Origin of the sequence: Acinetobacter sp. YH12086, from assembly GCF_013419345.1 — a bacterium.
Lineage (GTDB): Bacteria > Pseudomonadota > Gammaproteobacteria > Pseudomonadales > Moraxellaceae > Acinetobacter > Acinetobacter amyesii.
This window is the reverse complement of record NZ_VPAF01000014.1, coordinates 55455-78520: the sequence shown is the minus strand read 5'-3', so window position 1 is coordinate 78520 and position 23066 is coordinate 55455. Positions and strand designations below refer to the sequence as shown.

Sequence of the window (23066 nt, the reverse complement as noted above, 5' to 3'; positions counted from 1 at the left end):
TACTGACAAAAATTTGCTCAAATAAACTTCGAGTAATTTCTACCATCAATCAATGAAAATAATTTCGATCAATCAATCAGTAAAAATCCACACAAGTTGTTCTTCATAATCTCTTAATGATCTTCTTAATGCTTCGTCAGCAAATAAGAAAACAACATCAAACAACTAAAAAACTTACGTTTATCGCTGTCTGCGTTGGTATGCAGCGTATTCTATAGAGTTTCAAAACAAACACAAGCCCCTATCACAGAAATTTCTATGATATTGCGCTTGAGTGTTTATTTTTTAAACTAAAAGCAATTTATTGCTTATTTAAAGATCAATATATCCGTATATTTTGCTTTATGAAAAACGAATTTTATAATTAGCTTGGTGATTTTTATATTCTTTAATCTAAAAAGCCCGTAATTCAACGGACTTTTCGAATAATACGAATTTTAAGAAAACCAATGAAGTTACGAAAGTGACTTTAGTTTGCTTGCTCAGCCAACCAACTCATGAATTTTTGTCGTTCAGCTTTATTGGCCTTTTGCCAAAGCTGAATTAATTGTTGATCTGCCCCATTTTCATTAATAGTCACATTTTTTGAAGCCGCTACAGGAGATACTACATTCGTTGGCTTTACTGCTACGGATTGTGCATAAGCAGGTGCCGGTTGATTTTCTGGTACAGCTTCTTTCTTCGTAAAATCTACAGCATTACCTAAAACACCATTGGAGAAAATCGATTTTTGTTCTTTCTTCGCCCCAGCTTGCTGCACAAGTAATTGATTAGATCTGTCATACAAACCAAATATCGGTTGGTCTTTATATTTTTGCGCAGCATCAAAATCTTTTGGTGCATTGACTAGACCCAAACGATACTCTTGACCATCAATCAGTGCTGGAGTACGAATAGCGGCCACACCTGACTTTAAAATATCGTGAGAATTATCAGCATGTTGAAAAAATTCGCTATAACGTACCGTTAATAGGTTTTCACCTGCATCAAGCTTATACTTCTCCGTAGATCGAAATAAACCACCAGTAACTTCTTGATCATTAACTGCAACTATTTTAATTTCTTCCGGAACAGTCAAAGTTACAGCTGCAAATCCGGCACTACTTAACATCAGCGCTGCAGCAGCAACAGTTAATCTTAAAGTCATCATTATCACTCTTTATCAATTATTTAGTTTCGAATGCACTATGCAATGCATATGTGACAATCTTATGACATCTAACAATCACTGTATATTTTTTTTCAAGACATTATTTTGATATTCATTCAAGAATTTTGCATATAAAAAAAGGATGCTTAATGCATCCTTTTTAATTCATCACACCATCATTACTTAAATGTTTTGAATCGTTCTTCATCTGCAATAAAGGTTTTTTCACCTGCAGGCGCTTCAATCGAACCGAAAACAAGTTGTGCACGTAGTTTCCATTGATCTGGCACATCAAATGCCGCAGCTGTTTCAGCATCAACAATTGGATTGTAATGTTGTAATGACGCACCAATATTTTTTTCAGCCAAAGCAGTCCAAGTAGCAAATTGAGCAATCGCCGTTGAGTGTTCAGACCATACTGGGAAATTATCTGCATAAAGTGCAAATTGTTCTTGGAGAGCTTTTACTACAGCCTGATCTTCATAAAATAATGCTGTACCAAAACCTGCTGCAAAACTATTAATCTTGCCATTAGTTCCTTCAAATGCATCTGCAGGTACAATTTTACGTAAAGTTTCACGTACGATATTCCAGAATTTTTGATGTGCATCACCAAACAGAATAACAACACGAGACGTTTGAGAGTTAAATGATGATGGACTTAAACGTACAGCATTTTTAATGGTTTGCTCAATTTCATCTTGCGATAAAGTAACGTTATTACCAATAGAATAGATTGTGCGACGTTGTTCGATTTGATTCAAGAATGACATTACAAGACCTCTTTTTATTTTCAATTAGCTGACTAAGTTGAGATTTATAATAGGTGAAGTTTTTAACCGTTGCATGACTATATTTACAACATTGTGTCTTATTTCTAGAACAATCAGTTGTAAGCATCTAAATACCCACAACTCATTTACATATAGATTTTAGTTTACTGCTCTAAAAAGCAGAGATCAAAGCAACTTACAGCACATAGAAATTACTCATAAATTCTAAACTGATCTTGATCTTCTGGTTCTAAACGTTCAGGCGCTTGACCTTCAATTGAACCAAAGACCAACTGCGCACGTAGCAGCCATTGTTTTGAAATATTAAAGTGTTCGGCAACAGCATAATCAATGTGTGGATTATAGTGCTGTAAACATGCGCCTAGACCTGCATCTGCGATCGAAGTCCATACTGCGAATTGAGCCATGCCAGACGTTTGCTCCGACCACACTGGAAAATCTTCTGCACTTAATGGCACTTTCTTTTGTAATTGTTGAATCACAGCTTGATCTTCATAGAAAAGTACAGTTCCCAGGCCAGCTGCACACAGATCTATTTTGAGCGCCACACCTTCAAATATATAACTCGCAACATTCTTGCGTTGTACGTCTTTTACAATGTCCCAAAATTTTTGATGAGATTCGCCAAATAAAACCACAATACGTGTGCTTTGCGAATTATATGCAGATGGACAACTTCTTACAGACTCTTGAATCAGTTCCGCCAAATAAGCCTGACTATAATGTACCTTCTTTCCAAGCTCATAAATACTGCGACGTTTCTTTAGTTGGTCGACAAATGACGCTTCTACTTCTTGGTCAGTATTTTTCTTTTTTAATTTAAAATCTTTAGTGATATCCGCAGTCAATACATGACCAATTTTATCGAGTAACGCCACCCTAAACACCCCAAAGCAATTTTTATATATAAACAACAATTCCTTACTTATTCTAAGGGCTTATTAGGCTGAATTTTGACTATGATTTATTCACATGTTGCTTTTTAAATCAATCAGTAAGCTCAAAAACAAAAAACTCCGCATTTTGCGGAGTTTATGTGACATTTAACGCATTTTATTTATCAGTTTCAAATAATGCTGCGACAAATGATTTAGCTGAGAATGGACGTAAGTCATCAATTTTCTCACCTACACCAATAAAACGAATTGGCACATGGGTACGGCTTGCAATATTAAATAACACACCACCTTTCGCAGTACCATCCAGTTTAGTAATGGTTAGACCTGTAAGCCCTACTGCCTCATCAAACATTTCAACTTGGTTAATGGCATTTTGACCTGTGCCTGCATCTACCACTAACATCACTTCATGCGGAGCTGTAGCATCAATTTTTTGCATTACACGTTTTACTTTAGACAACTCTTGCATGAGGTGTCCTTTGTTGTGTAAACGACCTGCAGTGTCTGCAATCAGCACGTCTACGCCTTTTGCACGAGCACTTTCGAATGCATCAAATATAACTGAAGCAGAATCTGCACCATGACCTTGCGCCACAACTGCAATATTATTGCGTTCGCCCCAAATTTGTAATTGCTCTGTGGCTGCTGCACGGAATGTATCACCAGCAGCCAACATTACTTTTTTACCTTCACCTTGTAAGCGTTTCGCTAATTTACCAATCGTGGTGGTTTTACCCACACCATTCACACCAACAACCAAAATCACATACGGATTTTTATTGCTGTCGATATGTAGCGGTTTAACACGTGGTGCAAGTAATGCCACCAGTTCTTCTTGAAGCGCTTTATATAAAGAGTGCGAGTAAATTAAATCGCCACGTTCAGTACGTTCAGTTAAGTTCGCAATAATCGTTTTGGTTGCATCGACACCAATGTCAGCAACCAAAAGTTGCTCTTCAACTTCCTCTAAAAGTTCATCGTCAATTTCCTTCCCACCGATCAGGATATTCACCATGCCGTCTGCCAAGTTCTTACGTGACTTTGCTAGACCTTCTTTCATACGACTAAAGAAGCCGCCTTTCACCTTCGAGTCTTCAGTTTTTGACTCTGTTTCTTGTAATGGTGCAGCAACTTCTTGCTGTACTTTCGGTGTCTCGATAATCGGCACATTTACCGCAGGTAAACTCGGTAGCGTGACATCATCATCACCGATATCAGCATCAATCAAAAATTTATTCTGCCCATGAGATTGCTGTTGCATGCCGAATCCTTGAAAAGCACTGCGTTAAAAAAAACGATTCTATCATAAGTTATCTTAAATTGAGTCGATACACGCCCGTCAGAGCAAAGCACACTAAAAAACAACATGTTGAACTTGCAATCAAAATTAACTTTAGGAAAACTAGATAGCTATAAAATGCATTTTAATGGATTCCTTTGTGTCCCATAAAAACAGATTTTCTCCTTATTTTTTTAAAACTTTATTTCGCTCTGCGCTTCCTATCTGTGTCATCAGCAGTTGCCTTTGGTCTGCACCCAATCTACATGCAGACACACGCACCCAATTAACGCGAAGCACCTTTGAAACCACGCTTAAAAATGGCTTAAAGGTCATTATCCGTGAAGACCACCGTGCACCGATGGTAATGACCCATATTTGGTATCGTGTTGGCAGTAGTGATGAGTCGGGCAATCTATTAGGGATCTCTCATGCACTCGAACATATGATGTTTAAAGGAACCACTAAAGTTCCTAATGATGAATTTACACGTCTCAGCCGTATCTATGGCGGCAGCATCAACGCTGCAACCTTTACTAATTACACCAATTATTATCAGTTGTATCCTAAAGCCTATTTTCCTATGGCACTGGAGCTCGAAGCGGATCGTATGAGTAATTTACGATTACAACAACAAGATTTCGACCCTGAAATTAAAGTGGTAATGGAAGAACGCCGACAGCGCACAGATGATAACCCTCGTTCTTTGGCTTATGAACGTTTCAAATGGATCTCTTATCCAACCAGTCACTATCGTCAACCCGTCATTGGACACATGAAAAATCTGCAAAACATCAAATTGGCAGATTTAAAACAATGGTATAAAGATTGGTATACCCCAAACAACGCCATTTTGGTGATTGTCGGTGATGTCGATGCCGAAGCAGCCATTCGTCAAGTTCAAAAATACTTTGGTGATATTCCATCACGTAAAACACCTGATCGTAACGATGTGAGGGAATTCGAGCGTGTGGGCTATCGTCATATGGAACTAAATTTACCCGTACAAGTGCCCAATTTGTATATGGCGTGGAATGTACGCTCACTGGCTACCGCAAAAAACCCACAAGATGCTTATGCTCTCAATATTATTCGCAATATTTTAGACAGCGGCATCTCATCGCGCCTACAAGACAAACTGGTACGCGATAGAAAATTACTTACTGCTGTAAGTGTTTCTTATGATCCATACAATCGTGGAGACAGTTTGTTTACCATTTCAGCACTCCCTGCCGATGGCGTCAAAATGGAACAAGCGCAAAAAGCGATACAAGATGAAATCGACACTTTAAAAACAGAATTAGTCAAAACACCTGAAGTTGAACGTATCACCACACGTTTTGTCTCCAATTTAGTCTATAACCAAGATGACATCAGCAGCCAAGCCAAGACGATCGGTAACTTAGAAGTCAATGGGCTCAGTTTCAGGCTAATGGACGAATTACCAAAACTATATGAAAACGTCAGCGCACAAGATATTCAACGTGTCGCAAATGCGTATTTTGTCAAAGAAAATTTAAGCACCATGTATCTGCTTCCAGAACAGACGGAGGTTCCAACAACCTCAAATAAAGCAGATCAAACAGTAAAATCCGCTCAAACGGAAGTTGTTATTCCAGAGCAACAGACCAGCTCAACCCAAAACATTGAAAGCGTCATGTAAGGATTAGTGATGACTATTACGAAAATTTTATCTCTGAGCTTACTCACTGCGTTTGGCTCAATCCTTCATGCAGAAACTTATAAGGAAAATGTTCCCGACCTCAACGATAATCCGAGCCAATTACAATCTATCCCCATGCTGCAAAGTTTAAAGAATTTACAGATTGATAAAGACTACCGTGCTCCGCTTGTTCAAGTGCTGAAAAACCGAAATGGCGTAAATAGCCTGTTTGTTGAATCACAAGATCTACCTATGGTGGATATTCAACTGACCTTTAATGCAGGTTCTGCTCGTGATGAAGAAGTCGGAAAAGGCTTGTATGGTGTTGCCAACATGGCTGCACGTTTAATCGATGAAGGCACAGAAAAATACAATGCAACGCAAATTGCCTCGGTTTTTGACCAAACAGGTGCTCAATTTAGCGTACAAGCACATCGAGATATGTTTGTCGTTCGGCTACGCGTATTGTCAGACCCTAAAAAATTAGAACCTGCTTTAAGTATGATGATGGACGTGATTAAAAATGCGACTTTTAAAAACTCCAGCCTCAACTTAGCACTCAGCAATAACCAAGCTGGTCAAAAACAACTCCAAGAAAGTCCAAGTCGCTTAATGAATATTCGTTTCTATCGGGCTGTTTACGGCACACATCCTTATGCAGAACCAATTACAGGAACCAATGGCAGTATCAAAAAAATCACCCCAGACATTTTAAAGAAGTTTCGTAATCAATTTTTAGTTGCTCAAAACATGAATATTGCCATTACAGGTAAACTAAGCAAAAAAGAAGCACAAAACCTTGCAGAACGTATTTCTGGAAACTTAAACCAAGGTGAAAAAGCTAAGGCACTTGCACAACCAGAAGAAAAAAAAGGCTTTGATATCATCCATCTTCCCTACAATTCCACCCAAGCCAACATCATGTTTGGACATTTAGGAACGACACGTGATAACAAAGATCGATTAGCCCTAGAAGTAGCCAATCGAATGTTTGGTGGTGGAGGTTTTAACTCGATCCTCATGCAAGAGCTTCGCGTTAAACGTGGCTATACTTATGGTGCCTATAGTGCATTTAGCTTTAGCCAAGCACCCGGTATTTTTAGCTTTAGCTATGGAACACGTCAAGATCAGCTGATAGATAGTATTCGAGTTGCGCATAAGGCTTTAAATGATTTTGTCAAAATGCCTATTGATCAAAAACAAATGGAAGAAACCAAAGCAGGCATGCTGCGTGCTTTTCCAAATAATTACAGCAGTAATGCAACGATCAATGCACAGCTTGGTCTATTGGGCTTTTATCATCAAGATCCAGATTATTTGACCCAGTACCCAAAATTATTGGAAAAAATAACTGTAGCTGATGTACAAAATGCGGTTCGTACTTACATGAACCCTGAAAATATGACTGTGATTGTGGTGAGCAAAACCTTAGATAAAAATGAAGTACAGCAGATATTGGAGAAGAATGTACATGCAGCTCCAACCAAGATAATCCCTGCAACTAAAGCTGTTCCTCTGCCAAAGCCGGAAGTTGATGTGCCCGCACAGACTCCATCTGATAAGCATGCATCAATTTAAGATAAGCACCCACACGAATGCGATCTTGCTGTCTCAGCAGCATCGCCATTTCCTGTGTTTCAGGATAACTTTGCTGCAACGCAAGTCGTGACACGTTTTGGTATTGCTGTACTGAAATAGGACGATATAAGGCAATTACAGCCAATACCAAAATCACCACGATCATGACTGAAACAAAGATATTATAAATTTGCTCTAGCTGTATTTTAGATTTGAATTGAATAATTTTTTCTAAATCAATAGTCATACACTACCTCAGGTTCAAAGTAGTGTATGGCTGACGTTCAAGAAGTTCAAGTCACAGCGCTTAAAACTGCATCAGTCCACTGTTTCAGTCTGTGAGTTAGCTAAACAATTTAATGAATAATGGTACGTATCACCGCAAAATAAAGAATCAATGCAATAATCGCCAAAACGATAAATACTGCAAAAATACTCATTCCACCCTCTGCATGCGCAGGATGTAAATCATCATCATCGGCGATTTTGAGTAATTCGCCATTATATGCATTGTAAAATTCTAAGCGCTGTGCCTTATCTAAATCCCGTGTGAAATCATATACACGTTTGCGCTGTGCCAAACCAAAATCCCCTAAATGAATTTCTTGATGAAAAATTGCTTCATCAAGATTGCGACGATGTAGATGTGCCAACTCCACAATTTGCGCTAATGTCGGAGGATAATCTAAAGTTAAACCGTCTAAAACTCTTGTCATTTACTTCTCCTTATTATCTACAACTTCTTATTGATAGTATTTTACTCACGAAAACAATTGTCCATTGTTTAATCATGTAAACTATAGCAAATTAGAAATATTTACGTGAATAGTTGACAATTCAAGATAATTGTAATATTAGTTTAATAATACTTAGTTAAATTAGTTAATAGGGCTAAAGAATGGGCCCTTAATGATCATAATTAGAATAAGGAGTTAAATATGATTCAACAATTCTCTCAACATGAACTCGAACATGTATACGCAAATGCGGTAAACACAATTCAATCTCAAATGAACTTCAGCGATGCAGTTCATGAATTGGAAGATGCAGCTCGTGCTGGACATGGTAAAGCAGCGTTATTTTTGGCTGAACTTTATTATCAAGGCTTCCGCGTAGAACGTGACTCACTCAAAGCGCAATATTGGCAGAACATGGCCACCTTGCAAGCATAACAAAACGTCACTAAGGTGGCGTTTTTTACACCCTTCAACTTTTGACTACATAAATTCTTACAATCCAGTTCAAAGCTTACACAGCTTTTTCATAAGAATTTCCTACAATAGGAGCAACATCAACAACACGCTGCATATGATGTCTAAATTAAAGCAATATAAACCTATTCCAAAAGATTTATTTTTCAAAATTAGTATTTTAAAAACCATGATGTACTGTGGAGTCCTTTGGGGTCTCTACCACCAACAAGGTTGGGCAATGACCAGCGATCAAGATCATATTATCTTCCCGTTTTGGCTAAATGGCATTCAAGCGCATAAATATGCCAAAAAGCATTGGCCCAACTACACTCCACGACGCATTACACCAGAAGATTTTGAGGCATCGCTATTACCGACATTGACACGCCTTAAGGTCATCCCTGCGTTGCATAGCTCAAGTCACATCCGTCTCAAGCTCACAACCTCACAAATGCGTTTATTCTTTTTTAACCAAGATAAGATTCAAATGGCATAAAACCCTCAATGCATGTTTGACCTCTGCATGCACTGAAAAGTATTTGCTTTTTTCAAATTTCGCGCTAATTTAAATTAAACAAAAACTACTATAAAGGAATGAAAATATGACTACAGTTGCCCAAGTACTTAGAGACAAAGCTTATCAAGAAATCTACACCATCACCCCAGATGCGACTGTACTCGAAGCCATTTCCCTGATGGCACAAAAAGGCATTGGTGCCCTCGTTGTGACCCATGAAGGCACAGTCGTTGGTATTTTGTCTGAGCGTGATTACACACGTAAAATCGCCCTGATGGAAAGAACATCTTTCGATACCTCTGTCAGCGAAATTATGACTGGGAGCGTAATCACCGTGACAAGTGCAGCGACTGTCGAAGAATGTTTAGAGCTTATGACAGATCGCCATTTACGTCATTTACCTGTCGTTGAGGAACAGAAATTAACTGGCTTAATCTCCATCGGCGACCTTGTAAAAGCAGCAATGGATGATCAACGCAAACTGATCGAACAACTTCAACAATATATTTCAGGCTAAACTCAATAACTCCCCCTTAATAAAGTTTAAGGGGGGAATCTAGAAATCAAAATTTTTCATATAATTCACCAAATGTAATGACATACACAATACAAATTAATTACTTTTCTCAATTTCATTTATTATGTTGAAATCTGCTTTAGATAAACTAGCCCACCTTGATGCCATCATTTTAGAATTGGAACGCTTGATGGTTTCTATGAAAGACGATGAACTGCTGCAATACCACCGACGTACGATTAATTTGGAGATTGCTACTTCTATCGCTGAAATTTTAGATGCAAAAGCTATTATTTATGCGCTACATCCTGAGTTAATTCCAATTACATCAAGCATTAACCACACTTTTTATAAAAATTATGTCAAAAAAAATATCCCAGTTAAAAACTGGGATACTTCGAATATAGATCGGGCTATACAACTGCAAAAGATTTTTGCACCATCAACAGATGATGAGCAGCTTAGTCTTTTTTAATGGCAGTAATTAATTTAAACCTAATTTTTCAGCCACATAGTCTGAGTCTTTATCGCCACGGCCTGAAACGTTAACCACAATCTTCACATCTTTAGCAAGTTTTGGCGCTTCACGAATTGCCCAAGCAACCGCATGTGAACTTTCTAGTGCAGGAACAATACCTTCCACACGTGAAAGCGTCATGAATGCATCTAAACATTCTTGGTCTGTCGCTGTTGTATATTCAACACGGCCTAGGTCTTTTAACAAGCTATGTTGTGGCCCCACTCCTGGATAATCCAAACCTGATGCAATTGAATGCACTGGTAATGGTTCACCCTGTTCATCTTCAAGGACATAACATGCCATGCCATGAATTTGACTTGGCTTACCCAATGTCAACGTCGCAGAGTGCATATTGGTATCTAAGCCATGACCAGCCGGCTCTACACCCACAAGTTTAACATCGGTGTCATTGAGGAATGCTGTAAATGCACCAACGGCATTGGATCCACCACCCACACATGCAACCACATAGTCAGGATTTGCACCAAAACGCTCGTTGGTCTGAACTTTAATTTCATCACCAATAATTGACTGGAAGTCACGAACCATTTTCGGGAATGGATGTGGACCAACCACTGAACCAATCGCATAAATAAAATTGGTTGGATCTTTTAAATATTCTTCAAATGCGCTATCTACTGCATCTTTGAGCGTAGCTGTACCACGAGTAACAGAGATTAGGTTGGCACCTAAAATCTTCATTTTCACCACGTTTGGATGTTCTTTTTCAATATCCACTTGCCCCATGTGAATTTCACATGGAATACCCACCAAGGCACAAGCCGTTGCTAATGCCACACCATGCTGACCTGCACCAGTTTCTGCGATCACTTTGGTTTTACCCATATATTTTGCTAATAATGCTTCGCCAAGGCAGTGGTTAATTTTATGCGCGCCAGTATGGTTAAGGTCTTCACGCTTGAGGTAGATTTGTGCCCCACCTAATTTGTCAGACAAGCGCTTCGCATAAAACAATGGGCTTGGACGTCCAACATAATGTGCAAACAACTCTTTCAATTCATTTTGAAATTCTTCTGTATGACGAATTTGCTCATAAGCAACATTAATGTAATCCATTGCCTGTTTTAAATCTGGTGGAATGAACTGCCCACCGTATTCACCGAAGAAACCTTCTTCATTAGGTAATGCGATACCATTAATTTGATGATCCATCATATTTCCTTCATGTTGTATGCAGAACAAAGACTTTTAAATACTATCCAATTTTGAAAATAAGAAAAAATGCAAAATTGGAGTAAGTAATATAAACATCATTGATAAAAAAAAGTATCGTTTTAAAGCTTTAGCGCGCTAAATATTTCGTCATATCTTCCACACCTTTGAGGGTCATTGGGAACATATGATCTTCAAAGATTTGTTTAATCACAGCTATGGTTTGGGTGTAATGCCAATAACTTTCTTCTTCGGGGTTTAACCATGCTGTTTTATCAAAATGATTGCGTAAGCGCTGTAACCACACCTGACCCGCTTCATCATTCATATACTCCACAGAACCACCTACAGAGTTCAATTCATACGGTGCCATACTCGCATCACCGACCACGATGACGCGGTAATCTCGACCATAGGTGTTGAATAGATCCCAAGTATTCATACGCGTGCTTGAACGGCGAATATTATCTTTCCACACATAGTCATATAAACAGTTATGGAAATAGAAATACTCTAAGGTTTTAAATTCAGTTTTAGCCGCGGTAAAGAGCTTCTCACATTGGGCAATATGTGAATCCATCGAGCCCCCAACATCAAACAGCATCAAGACTTTAATGCGGTTACGTCGTTCAGGAACCAACTGCACATCCAAAATTCCTTGTTTGGCTGTTTCACGAATGGTTCCGTCGATATCTAGCTCTTCTGCTGCACCTTGGCGGGCAAATTTACGCAAACGACGCAAAGCCATCTGCATCTGACGACTACCGAGAATCTGCTCATCATCTAGGTTTCGGTATTGACGTTGTTCCCAAACTTTCACCGCAGATCGTTTACGACCAGGCCCACCGATACGCACACCTTCAGGATGGTCACCATAGGCACCAAAGGGCGAGGTACCGCCCGTACCGATCATCCGATTACCACCTTGATGCTTTTTATGCTGTTCGCGTAAACGCTCTTCAAGCATTTTCATCAATTCTTCTAATGATCCGGCTTTTTTTAATTCTTCTCGTTGTTCAGGTGTTAGATGTTTTTCGATGAGTTCAAGATCAAACCAATCCTTTGGCAATTTATGCACCTGATTTAATAGTTCATCCAAATCAAAGGTCGATATACCGTCAAAATAGTCTTTCATTGCGCGGTCGAACTTATCAAAGTAACGTTCATCTTTGACCATGACGGTTTTTGCAAGCTGATAAAATTCATTTTGATCTGCAAAGACCAGCCCTACTGCCACTGCTTGGTTCAAGTCAATCAATTCACGAGTTGAAACAGGAACACCGTATTTTCGAAGGGTATAAAACAATCGCACAAACATAGGCGAATAAAATCCAATAAAAATTAAATATCAGGAGGTCAAATCCAGTGTGAATGCATGTGATCTTGTTATTTCATCTGCAACTGAGTCTTGCCTTACATCCACCATTATGAAAAATTGATCCCTACAAGTAAAGCCAAAAGCTTTTACTGCGTGTTCATATACGTTGCCCTACTACCCAAAGAAACACATACAGCATGATTTATTCGCAAGTCGCATTTCTATTATTAAGCGATTGTTTAAGAGTTTCATATTTGTGTTGAACATTGAGGCGATCTTGCTGCAAATGTTCAATAGATACGATTTTATGAAAACCTTGATGGTTTCTATAGCGGTTAAAGTCACTTAGATGCAAGATCACAAAATCATAGTATTTCAGCTCAAGTACAGTTGCAGCACAGGCCTTTTGCTGAATGGCCGTTTGAGCTGCGAGATGATCTGATTTATCAATGAGCTTTTCTTTAAGTTGATGTTCTGCAACTTGCGCCCAATACGCATCCTGGAGTAGCTGTTGATGCTGCTGTTCAAACTGAGCATCATCCATCGCATAGCTAAAACTAGAAAAATAAAAACTCGCAACCAACAAGAGTGCTGCCGACTTAAACCTCCTAGGTACAGCAATGTGTACACAAGAAACGTATGCTCTTGTCTGCATAATTCACCCTTATATTTTTTAATACTCAAAATAAAAGCCGGATAACCGGCTTTTAAATCTTTGATAGAATTGATATCAATTAACGACGTGACATAAATGCTAGACGCTCAAGTAATTGCACATCTTGTTCATTCTTAATCAAGGCACCATAAAGCGGTGGAATTGATTTTGATTTATCCCTATTGCGTAAAATATCTTCTGGCATATCATCCGCCATCAACAAACTCAACCAATCAATCAACTCAGAGGTTGAAGGCGGTTTCTTTAAACCCGGAATTTGACGTAATTTAAAGAAAATTTGTAATGCTTCAGAGACCAAGGTACTTGAAATATTTTCAAAATGTACATCGATGATTTCACGCATGGTTGCTTCGTCAGGGAATTCAATATAATGAAAGAAACAACGACGCAAGAAGGCATCTGGAAGTTCTTTTTCATTATTTGAAGTAATGATCACGATTGGACGTTGTGTTGCCGTAATCGTTTCACCCGTCTCATACACAAAGAAGGACATTTTATCGAGTTCATGCAGCAAATCATTAGGGAATTCGATATCTGCTTTATCAATCTCGTCAATTAGAAGTACACAACGTTCTTCACTGGTGAACGCTTCCCAAAGCTTACCCGGCTTAATATAGTTTTTAATGTCATAAACACGGTCATCACCCAACTGACTATCACGTAGACGAGATACGGCGTCATACTCGTATAAACCTTGTTGAGCCTTGGTCGTCGATTTGATATGCCACGTAATGAGCTTAAGCCCTAAGCTTTCAGCCACTTGTTCGGCTAAAAGAGTTTTACCTGTCCCCGGCTCACCTTTAACCAAAAGTGGCTTTTGCAATGAACGTGCAGCTTTTACTGCAAGTTTTAAGCTATCGGTCGCAATATATTGATCTGTACCAGTAAATTGTTGAGTTTCAACAGACATGATATAACCTTATTTTTTTATTTAAAGCGGTGAAATTTTCTTGTTAACAACGTGCTGTGGTTTCGCTGCATTGTATTTGGTCCAAAAATAACCAAGGACTAAACCAATACCCACCACAAAGAGAATCAGCGATAGATTCAACCAAACCAATGACTGATCTTTTGTTAATACACCAAAAATCAAACCAAAAATCGCAGGTGCGATTGCTGCATTTGAACCTTCAGAAACGGTTGGTGTTAATAAAATAGCAAATACGATAAGCCAACCAATGGCACCAATCGTTTTGGGTAAGCGCTTCATCAGCCCATACCAACACAACAAAGCAATTACAGCCCCACCTAAGTAAACCGTAATTGCAATACTGCTTTCAGGAATTGAGTCCAATACCGATACTACACCATTCATTTTCACAACTCCTGAATTAACTTAAGCGCCGCGCAAGCCTTCTGGCTCTACTGCATTTGGGTCAATTAAACCTTCTGGAGGCATTTGAATAAAGAACCCTTTTGTTTCAATAGAATCTATGACATGCAATACGTTTACACGTGCAAGTTTGCGTGATTCACTGAGTTCTAGATCCATGACAAATGTGGCACGACCAAATGCTGTACGTAAAGCATCAGGCATTACTGCAAGCGGATCTGTCGCTTCAGTTTCGTTTTCATTAACTTCAGGACGAGCAATATAAAGATACATTTCATCTTTTTTGCTCGATTTGTAGATAGAACAGTACATAATTGAATCAATACTCATTAAACGCAAGGCAAAGGATACATCAAAAAAAAGACTGATACATTAGTGTTTATTAACGCATCAGTCGTGAATTTGTATAAGTGATAGTTCTTTAATCAATCAGAACTTATTCCATCACTTTCATTTGACCAGAAAGATAGCTTTCATCGGCATGCAGTACTTCAATTAAAGGCTTCGTCAGCAAATCATAGCGCCAACCCAATAGGTAGCTCGGTAAATCCTGTTCATCATTATGAAAAACCACATGCTGATATAAGGCATTTAACCATTTTTTACGCATTAAAACTTCTTTAGGCACAGTGGTTTCTTGTACTGCACGCTGAATGACTGTATCGACGCGCGAACCAATATCCTGAGACGAATGACGAATTGGACGTGCCATACGCAGCGGCCATTCAGCTTGTTCTGGTAAAAACTTCAACAAATCTAAAATAATTTTACCATGCTCACGCACAATGTTCGGACGAATGTCTTTCACCGCACTCAATTGAAAATTATTTTTTGGATTTTTTTCAACCATATCAATGATGGTTGAGTTTTTAAGAATAAAGCTACGTGGCTGATTTAAGGCTTTCACCATTTGCTCACGCCAAACGGCCAATTGTTGAATTTGCATGAGCTGTCGACGTGAATGTCGATAATTACCAATATCGTGATACAGCATATGGATCGGCGTTTCAGTGCCAATTTCATAAGTTAAATTTTTGCAGTCCTCAAGCACACAATTTAATAAACTTTTCGCAGCCAATTCATTCTGAATCGTATGGCTTAAATTCATTAAATAATGTACATCATTCGCTGCATAGTTCAATTGCTCGGCACTGAGTGGACGAGCCAACCAATCTGAACGTGTCTGATCTTTATCTATATCTACATCGAGCATAGTTTTTAAGGCATTTTGATAGCTGACTTGTAAGCCATGCCCTAAAAATGACATCCCAACTTGTGTATCAAAGACATTTTCTAAAGACTTATGCTGTGCATAGTGATAAATCAGGTCGATATCTTCACTACAAGCATGAAAAATGTTTTGCTGAGCCGCAAATAATTTTTGCCAGAATTGGCTTAAATCGAGGGTTGTACCATCAAGTAAATACACCTGATTTTGTACATTAATTTGGAAAAGTCCAAGTTTGGGCCACAGGGTATCTACTTTTATAAACTCGGTGTCGAGTCCGTAAATCGAGCTTTGGTCCATAAGATTTAAAACAGAATTTAAATCTGGCTGATTTTGAATGAATTGATACATAAGTTGCTGAGTCTAATTTTAGATGCTCTATGAGCTTATATTAACTGATATATATTATTTATCTATGAGGAAAAACGTTATTTTAGTGACTTATTTTCTTTATTTGGCTTTTTTATTCATTATAAATAAAAACTTTAATCGTTATTAAGTATAAATAATTAGGTGAATTTTATACAAAGCGAAACGAGTTTCGCTCTATAGTTACTTCATTCGCATTCGGTTATGCACGGCCTGACTTAAAGTATGACTATCCACATATTCAAGCTCACCACCCTGTGGTACACCCTGTGCAATACGGGTCATTTGTATTGGTAAATGCTTGGTCGCTTCAACCAAATAATGTGCTGTCGCTTGACCTTCTACCGTTGCATTGGTCGCCAAGATCACTTCTTGCACTTTACCATCACTTAGTCGTTGAATTAAATATGGAATACCAATTTCGTCGGGGCCAATACCATCGAGTGGCGACAAATGTCCACCCAATACATGATATTTCCCTCTAAAACTGCCACTTTGCTCGATTGCCATGACATCTGCAGGAGATTCAACCACGCAAAGCAGTTGATCATCACGTTCTGAAGAGACGCAAATATTGCATACTTCATCTTCAGTCAATGAATGGCAAATGGAACATTCATGAATATAGTTGGTTGCTTCAGTCAAGGCATGTGCCAAACCTACAGCGCCTTCCCTATTTTTCATGATTAAGTGCAGTGCCATACGTTGAGCCGACTTTGGCCCAACGCTTGGCAAAATACGCAATGCCTGTACAAGTTGATCAAAACGATCACTAAACATTCAACGTATTCCTTAGAATAAACCTGAAAGACCTGGTGGAAGACCCATACCAGAGTTTGCAGATTTCAGTTTTTCTTCTGAAATCGCTTCAGCTTGACGTGAAGCATCATTCATTGCCGCTGCAATTAAGTCTTCAATCATATCTGCATCATCTTGAAGTAGTTCAGGATTGATTTCGATACGTTTCACTACATGACGTGCAGTCATAGTAACTTTAACCAGACCACCACCTGCTTCAGCGTGAACTTCAACTTGTGCAAGCTCTTCCTTGGCTTTTTTAATGTTGCTCTCAACTTCTTTTTGCATGCGTTGAGCTTGCTGCATGAGCATATTAATGTTCATAAAAATCTCCGAACAAAACTGATGAATTCACTTTAGATAAGATCTAAACCGCGTGAAAGATCGCGAATAATATCATTAATATCTTCTAAACCAACAGATACGCGAATTAAACCTTCGCTAATCCCTGCTGCTTTTTTCGCTTCTGCTGACATTCTGCCATGAGAAGTCGTTGCAGGATGGGTAATTGTTGACTTAACATCACCCAAGTTACTTGTAATAGAAAGGAACTTAGTATTATCAATCACTGTCCAAGCGCCTTCACGTTCGCCTTTCACAACAAACGATACAACTCCGCCAAAGCCTTTTTGTTGTTTTTTCGCCAACTCATGACCTTCGTGATTTGGAAGTCCCGCATAGTACACTTTTTCAACTTTCGGGTGTGCATCCAACCATTCAGCTAAAGTCTGAGCACTTACACAGTGAGCTTTCATACGTAAGCTTAAAGTTTCTAGGCCTTTCAGGAAGATCCATGCATTGAATGGACTCATCGAGTTACCCAGTGTACGAATAACACCTGTAATCTCTTCCATCAATTTTGCACTACCTACAACAGCACCACCGAGCGCACGACCTTGACCATCAATATATTTTGTTGATGAGTAGATCACGAGGTCCGCACCAAATTTAATCGGTTGCTGTAACACCGGTGTACAGAAAGTATTATCGACTGCAAATAATGCCCCATGCGCATGTGCAATATCAGCAATGGCTTGTAAATCCCCTACTTGAGCTAATGGGTTTGACGGTGTTTCAATAAACAAGAGGCGTGTCGTTGGACGAATCGCTTGTTTCCAAGCATCTAAATCTTCCAAATCAACAAAAGTAACGTCAACACCAAATTTGATGACATATTTTTCAAACAGAGAAATGATCGAACCAAAGACAGCACGTGAACACACCACATGATCGCCAGCTTTCAAATATGCCAAAGTGATCGCGTGTACGCCCGCCATACCTGAACTTGTCGCAACAGCGGCTTCAGCACCATCCAAAACAGCTAAACGTTTTTCGAAAGCTTGTACAGTTGGATTGGTATAACGTGAATAGGTATTGCCTTCAATTTGACCTGAAAATTTTGCTGCGGCATCTGCTGCACTTTCACAAACAAATGATGAAGTCAGGAAAATTGGCTCACTATGTTCACCCTCAAAAGTACGAGTATGACCTGTACGAATCGCTAAAGTCTCTAATTGGTATTCGATGTCGTCTTGTTGGCTCATCTGTATTACTCAGTCGCGAAGAACTGCCTTTGTGAAGAATTGCCAATATTTTGAGCGTCTAAGCTATTTAAGGTCAAGGTAAAATACTAAATTATCGCTTAGACTTCGACCAATCCTACAAGGACTTAGGCAATTGACAGTTATGCACCCTTTCAAACAGAAATTTCTGGCGCAGCAAAAGAAAATTAAACACTTGTCTACACGTGTGTTTAATGCAAAATCGTTGGTCCTTTCTCAATCGACACCCTATGAAGTAATTACTGAATATAAACATGCAAAAGTTCGGTATTACGCTTCGCCTGATCGTAAATACAAAGAACCCTTAGTGTTTGTTGCTCCACTGGCCATCAATATGGCGATTTATGATTTGTATCCATATCGCTCATTGGTTAAACATTTTCAACACAGTGGCTTTGATGTCTATTTGCTGGAATGGGGAAAATTAAACTATCAAGATCGTTTCTTAAATTTTCTATCGTTTATTGATGATGTGATTCCACATTGTATTGATCAAATTTGTGAGCATGCAGATAGTCGATACATCTCGCTACACGGTTGGAGTATGGCTGGAGTCTTTGTCACGCTGTATACCGCATTACATCAACCTGAACATGTTAAAAATCTAATGGTGATGGGCGCGCCGATTGATAGCTATGCCTCAGGTCGTATCGGAAAGCTATTTCAAAAAACCAATCGCTTGCTTTCACGTAGTAAGAATTTACAAGATACGGTCTACACAGGGAAAATCCCTAAACATTTTATCCATACACCGGGTGTGCTCAATGCGATTGGATTTAAAATCGTCGATCCACTGGGTTGGTTCAAAAGCCAAAAAAAATTTTTATCTAACTTAGATAATCTGCATGATCTGTATGAACATGCAACCATGGGCGATTTTCTCAATCACATGATTGACTATCCGGGTGGAATTAACCAAGACATGGTGTTCAATGTTTGGCTACAAAATCCACTTAAAAACGGCATTATTCAATTGAAAGATAAAGTTATTAAATTAAAAAATATCCACTGCTCTTTGTTGATTGGCGCGGGTTCTACCGATCAAATCGTTACTGCTGATGCAGCAAGTCCTTTAGGCGAATTGACAAGTAGTCAAGATGTCACGTTTACTCTCATTCCCGGTGGTCACCTCGGCCTGATGTCGAGTCAAAAAAGTGCCAATCAATTTTGGCCAACTTTGACCCAGTGGCTTACACAAAGATCCAGTTTATTGAAATAAAAAATTTAGAGGGTAAAGATGATTCAGTCAGTTGCATTTATCGGATTGGGCGCAATGGGTTACCGTATGGCAGCGCACCTACCAAAACAGTTCGACACGGTTTATGTCTGGAATCGAAACTTTACCAAGGCAGAGCAACATGCTGCTGAATTTGGTACGCAAGCGGTTGCATTAGAGCAAGCAGTACAAGCGGACATTATTTTTTCATGCCTACCCATCAGCCAAGATGTTGAAAATTTAATTGCGAGTGTGACGCTGAAATCAGGCTCGATTTGGGTCGACTGTACCAGCGGTGTGCCAGAATCTGCAAAAAAACTCGCTGCAGCCTTAAAGCAACAAAACGTTTCGTTCTTAGACGCCCCTGTGAGTGGACAAACCATTGGCGCTGAAACGGGAACATTAACCGTCATGATTGGTGGTGACGCAGCAGCCTTTGAACGTGCATTACCTGCGATCCAAACATTTGGCAGACTGATTAAACATGTGGGTGAACCGGGTGCGGGTTTTGCTGTTAAAGCTGTAAACAACATGTTAATGGCTGTAAATCTTTGTGCAGTTGCTGAAGGATTCACCACCTTAAAAGCGCATGGCGTAGACTTACATGAGGCACTCGATTGTATTAATGCGTCGAGTGGTAAAAGTAATGTGACTGAAACAGTTTTACCTCAGCGCGTACTGAATCGTAGCTTCCCATTAACCTTTGCACTTCCATTACTTGCAAAAGATACGGGAATTGCTGTTGATCTGGTGCGACAAGCAAAACTTTCAGCACCTGTGCTCTCTTTGACGCAAAATTTAATCCAAGCAGCAAGCGATCAAGCTGAAGAAAACAGTGATTTTTCAAGCGCTATGATTATGTATGAAAAATGGAGTAAAATTACAATTGAGTAATAACTCGCCATTGAATAACGATAAATAACCATCATATTGTACTCTAGTGTCATAACACACATTGTTACAAATGACAGAGGAAACTCGCATGAACAAATTTACCCTCGCAACTTTGCTAGGTGCTGTAACTTTAATCGGGGCTTCTACTGCTGTTTTAGCATCTGAGCAAGAATGCCAAAAGTTGAAAAATGACCATGATGTGATTTATGCGTCGAAAGGTTTCTGCTTTAAAGATCCTGATGCTAAAGCGAAGTTTGGCAATGACAATTGCTACACAACTAAGCCTAAATTTTCAGAAAAAGAGCAACAACGACTTGACGCGATCAAAGATCGTCAGAAAGAATTGAACTGTAAATAATTACGATTCAATTCGCTCAAGGAATTTAGCAATGACTTATGATGATCAAAATATTTTTGCTCGGATTTTACGTGGAGAACTTCCTGCGTTTAAAGTCTATGAAGATGATCAAGTACTCGCTTTTATGGATGTCATGCCACAGGCCGAAGGTCATACGCTCGTAATTCCTAAAACCCCTGCTATTACGCTGCTTGATTTAGATCCAGAAGCGGCTGCTTATACCATTCAGGTAGCTCAAAAAGTTGCGAAAGCAATGGAAAAAGCCTTAGACGTGAAAGGTATCGTATTGATGCAGTTGTCTGGCGCTGCTGCGGGTCAAACTGTTCCGCATGTGCATTTCCACCTGATTCCGACTTCAGTCCATGAACTAGGTAAACATGCCGCACAAATGGGCGATATGGAAAAAATCAAAGCCATTGGCGAAAAAATCAAAGCAGCACTTTAAGTTCAATTGAATTTAAAGTGATGATCAATGGAGCTTCGGCTCCATTTTTTATGTCTCGAATATTATCCCAAGAACTTTTAGCTGCAAAATTTACTGTTCAATACAACTCTAAGCATTTAATAAATATTATTTTTTATAAGTATAAAAGCAATTTAAACCAAAAATCACCTTTCACCGTTTTGAAATATTTCCTTAATAGAACTGTCTTATTTGTAATGAATACTTAGCGCCATTAGATAGCGAAATTACTTCTAGCCAAGCTACTGATAAAACATATTGATATGACTGGAAAAGTCTTCTGGAGCTTCAAATGAAAAAAACTCTATGTGCATTAGCAATCGGGGCAACAATTCTTACACCAATGATGGCGTCTGCTGCAGATGTAAAAATTTATGGCCGTGCACATGTCTCTCTTGACTATCTAGATGATGGTAAAGATTACAACGAAGTTGGTCTTTCTTCTAACGCTTCACGCTTAGGCTTCAAAGTAGATCAAAAAATTAATGATGACCTCAACGTATTCGCTCAAATTGAGCAAGAAGTAAACTTTGCAAGCGGTAGCCAAGACAGCAAAGGGGTAGATTTTTCAACACGTGACACATTCGTGGGTTTAAAAAGTTCAACTTATGGTCAAGCACGTGTAGGTCGTTTTGACAGCCCATTTAAAGTCGCACGTAGCCCTGTGAACTTCTTCGGTGACATGGTTGGTGACGTTCGTAACGTAACACGTGTAGGCAACTTAAAATTTGATGAACGTAATGAAAACACCATTGAATATAAATCGCCAAAATTTGGCGGTGGTTTCAATGTATTAGCTGCAATGTCGATGCATTCAGGTACACAAATTGACCGTGAAGCAGATGGCGAAGGCAAAGATGACAACAAAGCCTATGACCTTGCTCTAACTTATAAAGAAGGTCCAATTGATTTTGCAGCAGCATACGAAAAGTATGATGAAAATGCAGCAAACGCAGCAGGTGGCGCAAGTCGAGATGCATTCCGCATTGCCGGTGCATATAAGTTAACTGAAGAATTGAACTTGGGTGCTTTATACCAAATTGCGAAACACGACAACGATACAACCAACCCAGATGCTCAAGTTTTTGGTGTAGCTGGCGAATATAAAGTAACGCCTAAAACCTCAGTACGCGGTGAATACTTCTACCGTGACGTAGATGCTGATGATGCTAATGCAAGCTTGATCGGTGTGGGTGTAGAACATAAGTTGGATAGCACTTTACGCGTATACGGCAACCTAGCAACTGTGCTTAACGACAAAAACTCTAAACTTAACCCTTGGAAAGAAGGTCGTAGCTTCGGTAACGGTATCGCAGGGATCGGTGATGAAAATGCAACTGCACTTTCTCTTGGTCTGCGTTACGACTTCTAAGCTGCAATATCTCCCCCAAAAGACATACTCCGGTATGTCTTTTTTTTACTCAAATATAGTGTCTCAAGACTAAAATAAGCTAAGTTCATCATGTATCAAATATTTAAAAAGTATTTAAAAAACTTAGTCCAGCCTCTTTAACATTAACCATATAGAGATCGTTTAACAGCACTACATGAATAGCCCTTTTTTTTAG

26 protein-coding genes and 1 pseudogene are annotated in these 23066 nt (G+C 39.1%); 11 read left to right on the top strand and 16 right to left on the bottom strand.

Annotated features, from left to right (window positions below; genetic code table 11):
- Positions 1 to 469 precede the first annotated feature (469 nt).
- The 4 genes from FTU29_RS13765 to ftsY all read right to left on the bottom strand — a co-directional run bounded on the left by FTU29_RS13765 (position 470) and on the right by ftsY (position 4104).
- The gene (locus FTU29_RS13765) at positions 470 to 1147 is read right to left on the bottom strand and encodes a DUF2057 domain-containing protein (protein WP_180122408.1); all 678 of its coding nucleotides are present in this window, start codon (positions 1145 to 1147) and stop codon (positions 470 to 472) included.
- Positions 1148 to 1329: 182 nt separating this feature from the next.
- On the bottom strand, positions 1330 to 1923 hold the full coding sequence (locus FTU29_RS13760; protein ID WP_168379659.1) for a nitroreductase family protein: 594 nt from the start codon (positions 1921 to 1923) through the stop codon (positions 1330 to 1332).
- Between the two features lie 212 nt (positions 1924 to 2135).
- Positions 2136 to 2822 (bottom strand): nitroreductase family protein, encoded by a 687-nt coding sequence (locus FTU29_RS13755; protein WP_180122402.1) that lies wholly within the window; start codon positions 2820 to 2822, stop codon positions 2136 to 2138.
- A gap of 175 nt (positions 2823 to 2997) precedes the next feature.
- Positions 2998 to 4104 (bottom strand): signal recognition particle-docking protein FtsY, encoded by a 1107-nt coding sequence (gene ftsY / locus FTU29_RS13750; protein WP_180023557.1) that lies wholly within the window; start codon positions 4102 to 4104, stop codon positions 2998 to 3000.
- A gap of 250 nt (positions 4105 to 4354) precedes the next feature.
- On the opposite strand from ftsY, the pseudogene FTU29_RS13745 reads away from it, so the two are divergent.
- Positions 4355 to 5668 (top strand): annotated as a pseudogene (locus tag FTU29_RS13745) (M16 family metallopeptidase); the annotation flags it as partial.
- Between the two features lie 126 nt (positions 5669 to 5794).
- Positions 5795 to 7363 carry a pitrilysin family protein gene (locus FTU29_RS13740; protein ID WP_180122398.1) on the top strand — a complete coding sequence of 523 codons (1569 nt, stop codon included), beginning with the start codon at positions 5795 to 5797 and terminating at the stop codon, positions 7361 to 7363.
- On the opposite strand, the gene FTU29_RS13735 is transcribed toward FTU29_RS13740, so the two are convergent.
- A complete protein-coding gene (locus tag FTU29_RS13735) occupies positions 7287 to 7610 on the bottom strand; it encodes a hypothetical protein (RefSeq protein ID WP_078193898.1) in 324 nt (107 codons plus the stop codon). The genes FTU29_RS13740 and FTU29_RS13735 overlap by 77 nt on opposite strands.
- 109 nt (positions 7611 to 7719) lie before the next feature.
- Entirely contained in the window at positions 7720 to 8079 is a 360-nt protein-coding gene (locus FTU29_RS13730; RefSeq protein WP_111884936.1) for a hypothetical protein, read from the bottom strand.
- A 222-nt stretch (positions 8080 to 8301) separates the two neighbouring features.
- On the opposite strand from FTU29_RS13730, the gene FTU29_RS13725 reads away from it, so the two are divergent.
- The 4 genes from FTU29_RS13725 (at position 8302) to FTU29_RS13710 (ending at position 10065) form a co-directional block, all read left to right on the top strand.
- Entirely contained in the window at positions 8302 to 8535 is a 234-nt protein-coding gene (locus FTU29_RS13725) for a hypothetical protein (RefSeq protein WP_078188494.1), read from the top strand.
- Between the two features lie 139 nt (positions 8536 to 8674).
- On the top strand, positions 8675 to 9052 hold the full coding sequence (locus FTU29_RS13720) for a DUF2750 domain-containing protein (RefSeq protein WP_078188495.1): 378 nt from the start codon (positions 8675 to 8677) through the stop codon (positions 9050 to 9052).
- Between the two features lie 106 nt (positions 9053 to 9158).
- Complete coding sequence (locus FTU29_RS13715; RefSeq protein ID WP_111884938.1) at positions 9159 to 9590, top strand: CBS domain-containing protein; 432 nt, start codon at positions 9159 to 9161, stop codon at positions 9588 to 9590.
- A gap of 124 nt (positions 9591 to 9714) precedes the next feature.
- Entirely contained in the window at positions 9715 to 10065 is a 351-nt protein-coding gene (locus FTU29_RS13710) for a hypothetical protein (RefSeq protein ID WP_180122396.1), read from the top strand.
- A 9-nt stretch (positions 10066 to 10074) separates the two neighbouring features.
- On the opposite strand, the gene trpB is transcribed toward FTU29_RS13710, so the two are convergent.
- The 10 genes from trpB to FTU29_RS13660 form a co-directional block, all read right to left on the bottom strand.
- Entirely contained in the window at positions 10075 to 11283 is a 1209-nt protein-coding gene (trpB, locus tag FTU29_RS13705) for a tryptophan synthase subunit beta (RefSeq protein WP_180122394.1), read from the bottom strand.
- Positions 11284 to 11413: 130 nt separating this feature from the next.
- Positions 11414 to 12601 carry a VWA domain-containing protein gene (locus FTU29_RS13700; RefSeq protein ID WP_180122392.1) on the bottom strand — a complete coding sequence of 396 codons (1188 nt, stop codon included), beginning with the start codon at positions 12599 to 12601 and terminating at the stop codon, positions 11414 to 11416.
- A gap of 202 nt (positions 12602 to 12803) precedes the next feature.
- Positions 12804 to 13256, bottom strand: a complete 453-nt coding sequence (locus FTU29_RS13695; RefSeq protein WP_180122390.1) for a hypothetical protein — start codon at positions 13254 to 13256, stop codon at positions 12804 to 12806.
- Positions 13257 to 13335: 79 nt separating this feature from the next.
- Entirely contained in the window at positions 13336 to 14187 is an 852-nt protein-coding gene (locus tag FTU29_RS13690; RefSeq protein WP_180102468.1) for a MoxR family ATPase, read from the bottom strand.
- 21 nt (positions 14188 to 14208) lie between these two features.
- A complete protein-coding gene (locus tag FTU29_RS13685; protein WP_111884944.1) occupies positions 14209 to 14592 on the bottom strand; it encodes a hypothetical protein in 384 nt (127 codons plus the stop codon).
- A 21-nt stretch (positions 14593 to 14613) separates the two neighbouring features.
- Positions 14614 to 14922, bottom strand: coding sequence for a YcgL domain-containing protein (locus FTU29_RS13680; RefSeq protein ID WP_180011296.1), 309 nt, complete (start codon positions 14920 to 14922; stop codon positions 14614 to 14616).
- A gap of 124 nt (positions 14923 to 15046) precedes the next feature.
- Positions 15047 to 16189 (bottom strand): HRDC domain-containing protein, encoded by a 1143-nt coding sequence (locus tag FTU29_RS13675; protein ID WP_180122388.1) that lies wholly within the window; start codon positions 16187 to 16189, stop codon positions 15047 to 15049.
- Positions 16190 to 16390: 201 nt separating this feature from the next.
- The gene (gene recR, locus FTU29_RS13670) at positions 16391 to 16987 is read right to left on the bottom strand and encodes a recombination mediator RecR (RefSeq protein WP_078188505.1); all 597 of its coding nucleotides are present in this window, start codon (positions 16985 to 16987) and stop codon (positions 16391 to 16393) included.
- Positions 16988 to 16999: 12 nt separating this feature from the next.
- The gene (locus FTU29_RS13665) at positions 17000 to 17329 is read right to left on the bottom strand and encodes a YbaB/EbfC family nucleoid-associated protein (RefSeq protein WP_180074039.1); all 330 of its coding nucleotides are present in this window, start codon (positions 17327 to 17329) and stop codon (positions 17000 to 17002) included.
- A gap of 32 nt (positions 17330 to 17361) precedes the next feature.
- Positions 17362 to 18549, bottom strand: coding sequence for an O-succinylhomoserine sulfhydrylase (locus FTU29_RS13660; protein ID WP_180077034.1), 1188 nt, complete (start codon positions 18547 to 18549; stop codon positions 17362 to 17364).
- Between the two features lie 142 nt (positions 18550 to 18691).
- Here FTU29_RS13660 and FTU29_RS13655 point away from each other — a divergent pair, with 142 nt between their 5' ends.
- From FTU29_RS13655 to FTU29_RS13635, 5 genes are all read left to right on the top strand, one after another.
- Positions 18692 to 19786, top strand: coding sequence for an alpha/beta fold hydrolase (locus FTU29_RS13655; protein ID WP_180122382.1), 1095 nt, complete (start codon positions 18692 to 18694; stop codon positions 19784 to 19786).
- 18 nt (positions 19787 to 19804) lie between these two features.
- Entirely contained in the window at positions 19805 to 20677 is an 873-nt protein-coding gene (locus FTU29_RS13650; protein WP_180116482.1) for an NAD(P)-dependent oxidoreductase, read from the top strand.
- 88 nt (positions 20678 to 20765) lie between these two features.
- Positions 20766 to 21035 carry a YARHG domain-containing protein gene (locus FTU29_RS13645; RefSeq protein ID WP_078188510.1) on the top strand — a complete coding sequence of 90 codons (270 nt, stop codon included), beginning with the start codon at positions 20766 to 20768 and terminating at the stop codon, positions 21033 to 21035.
- Between the two features lie 31 nt (positions 21036 to 21066).
- Positions 21067 to 21480 carry an HIT family protein gene (locus tag FTU29_RS13640; RefSeq protein ID WP_078188511.1) on the top strand — a complete coding sequence of 138 codons (414 nt, stop codon included), beginning with the start codon at positions 21067 to 21069 and terminating at the stop codon, positions 21478 to 21480.
- Between the two features lie 310 nt (positions 21481 to 21790).
- Entirely contained in the window at positions 21791 to 22870 is a 1080-nt protein-coding gene (locus FTU29_RS13635) for a porin (RefSeq protein WP_180122380.1), read from the top strand.
- The last annotated feature ends 196 nt before the right edge of the window (positions 22871 to 23066 follow it).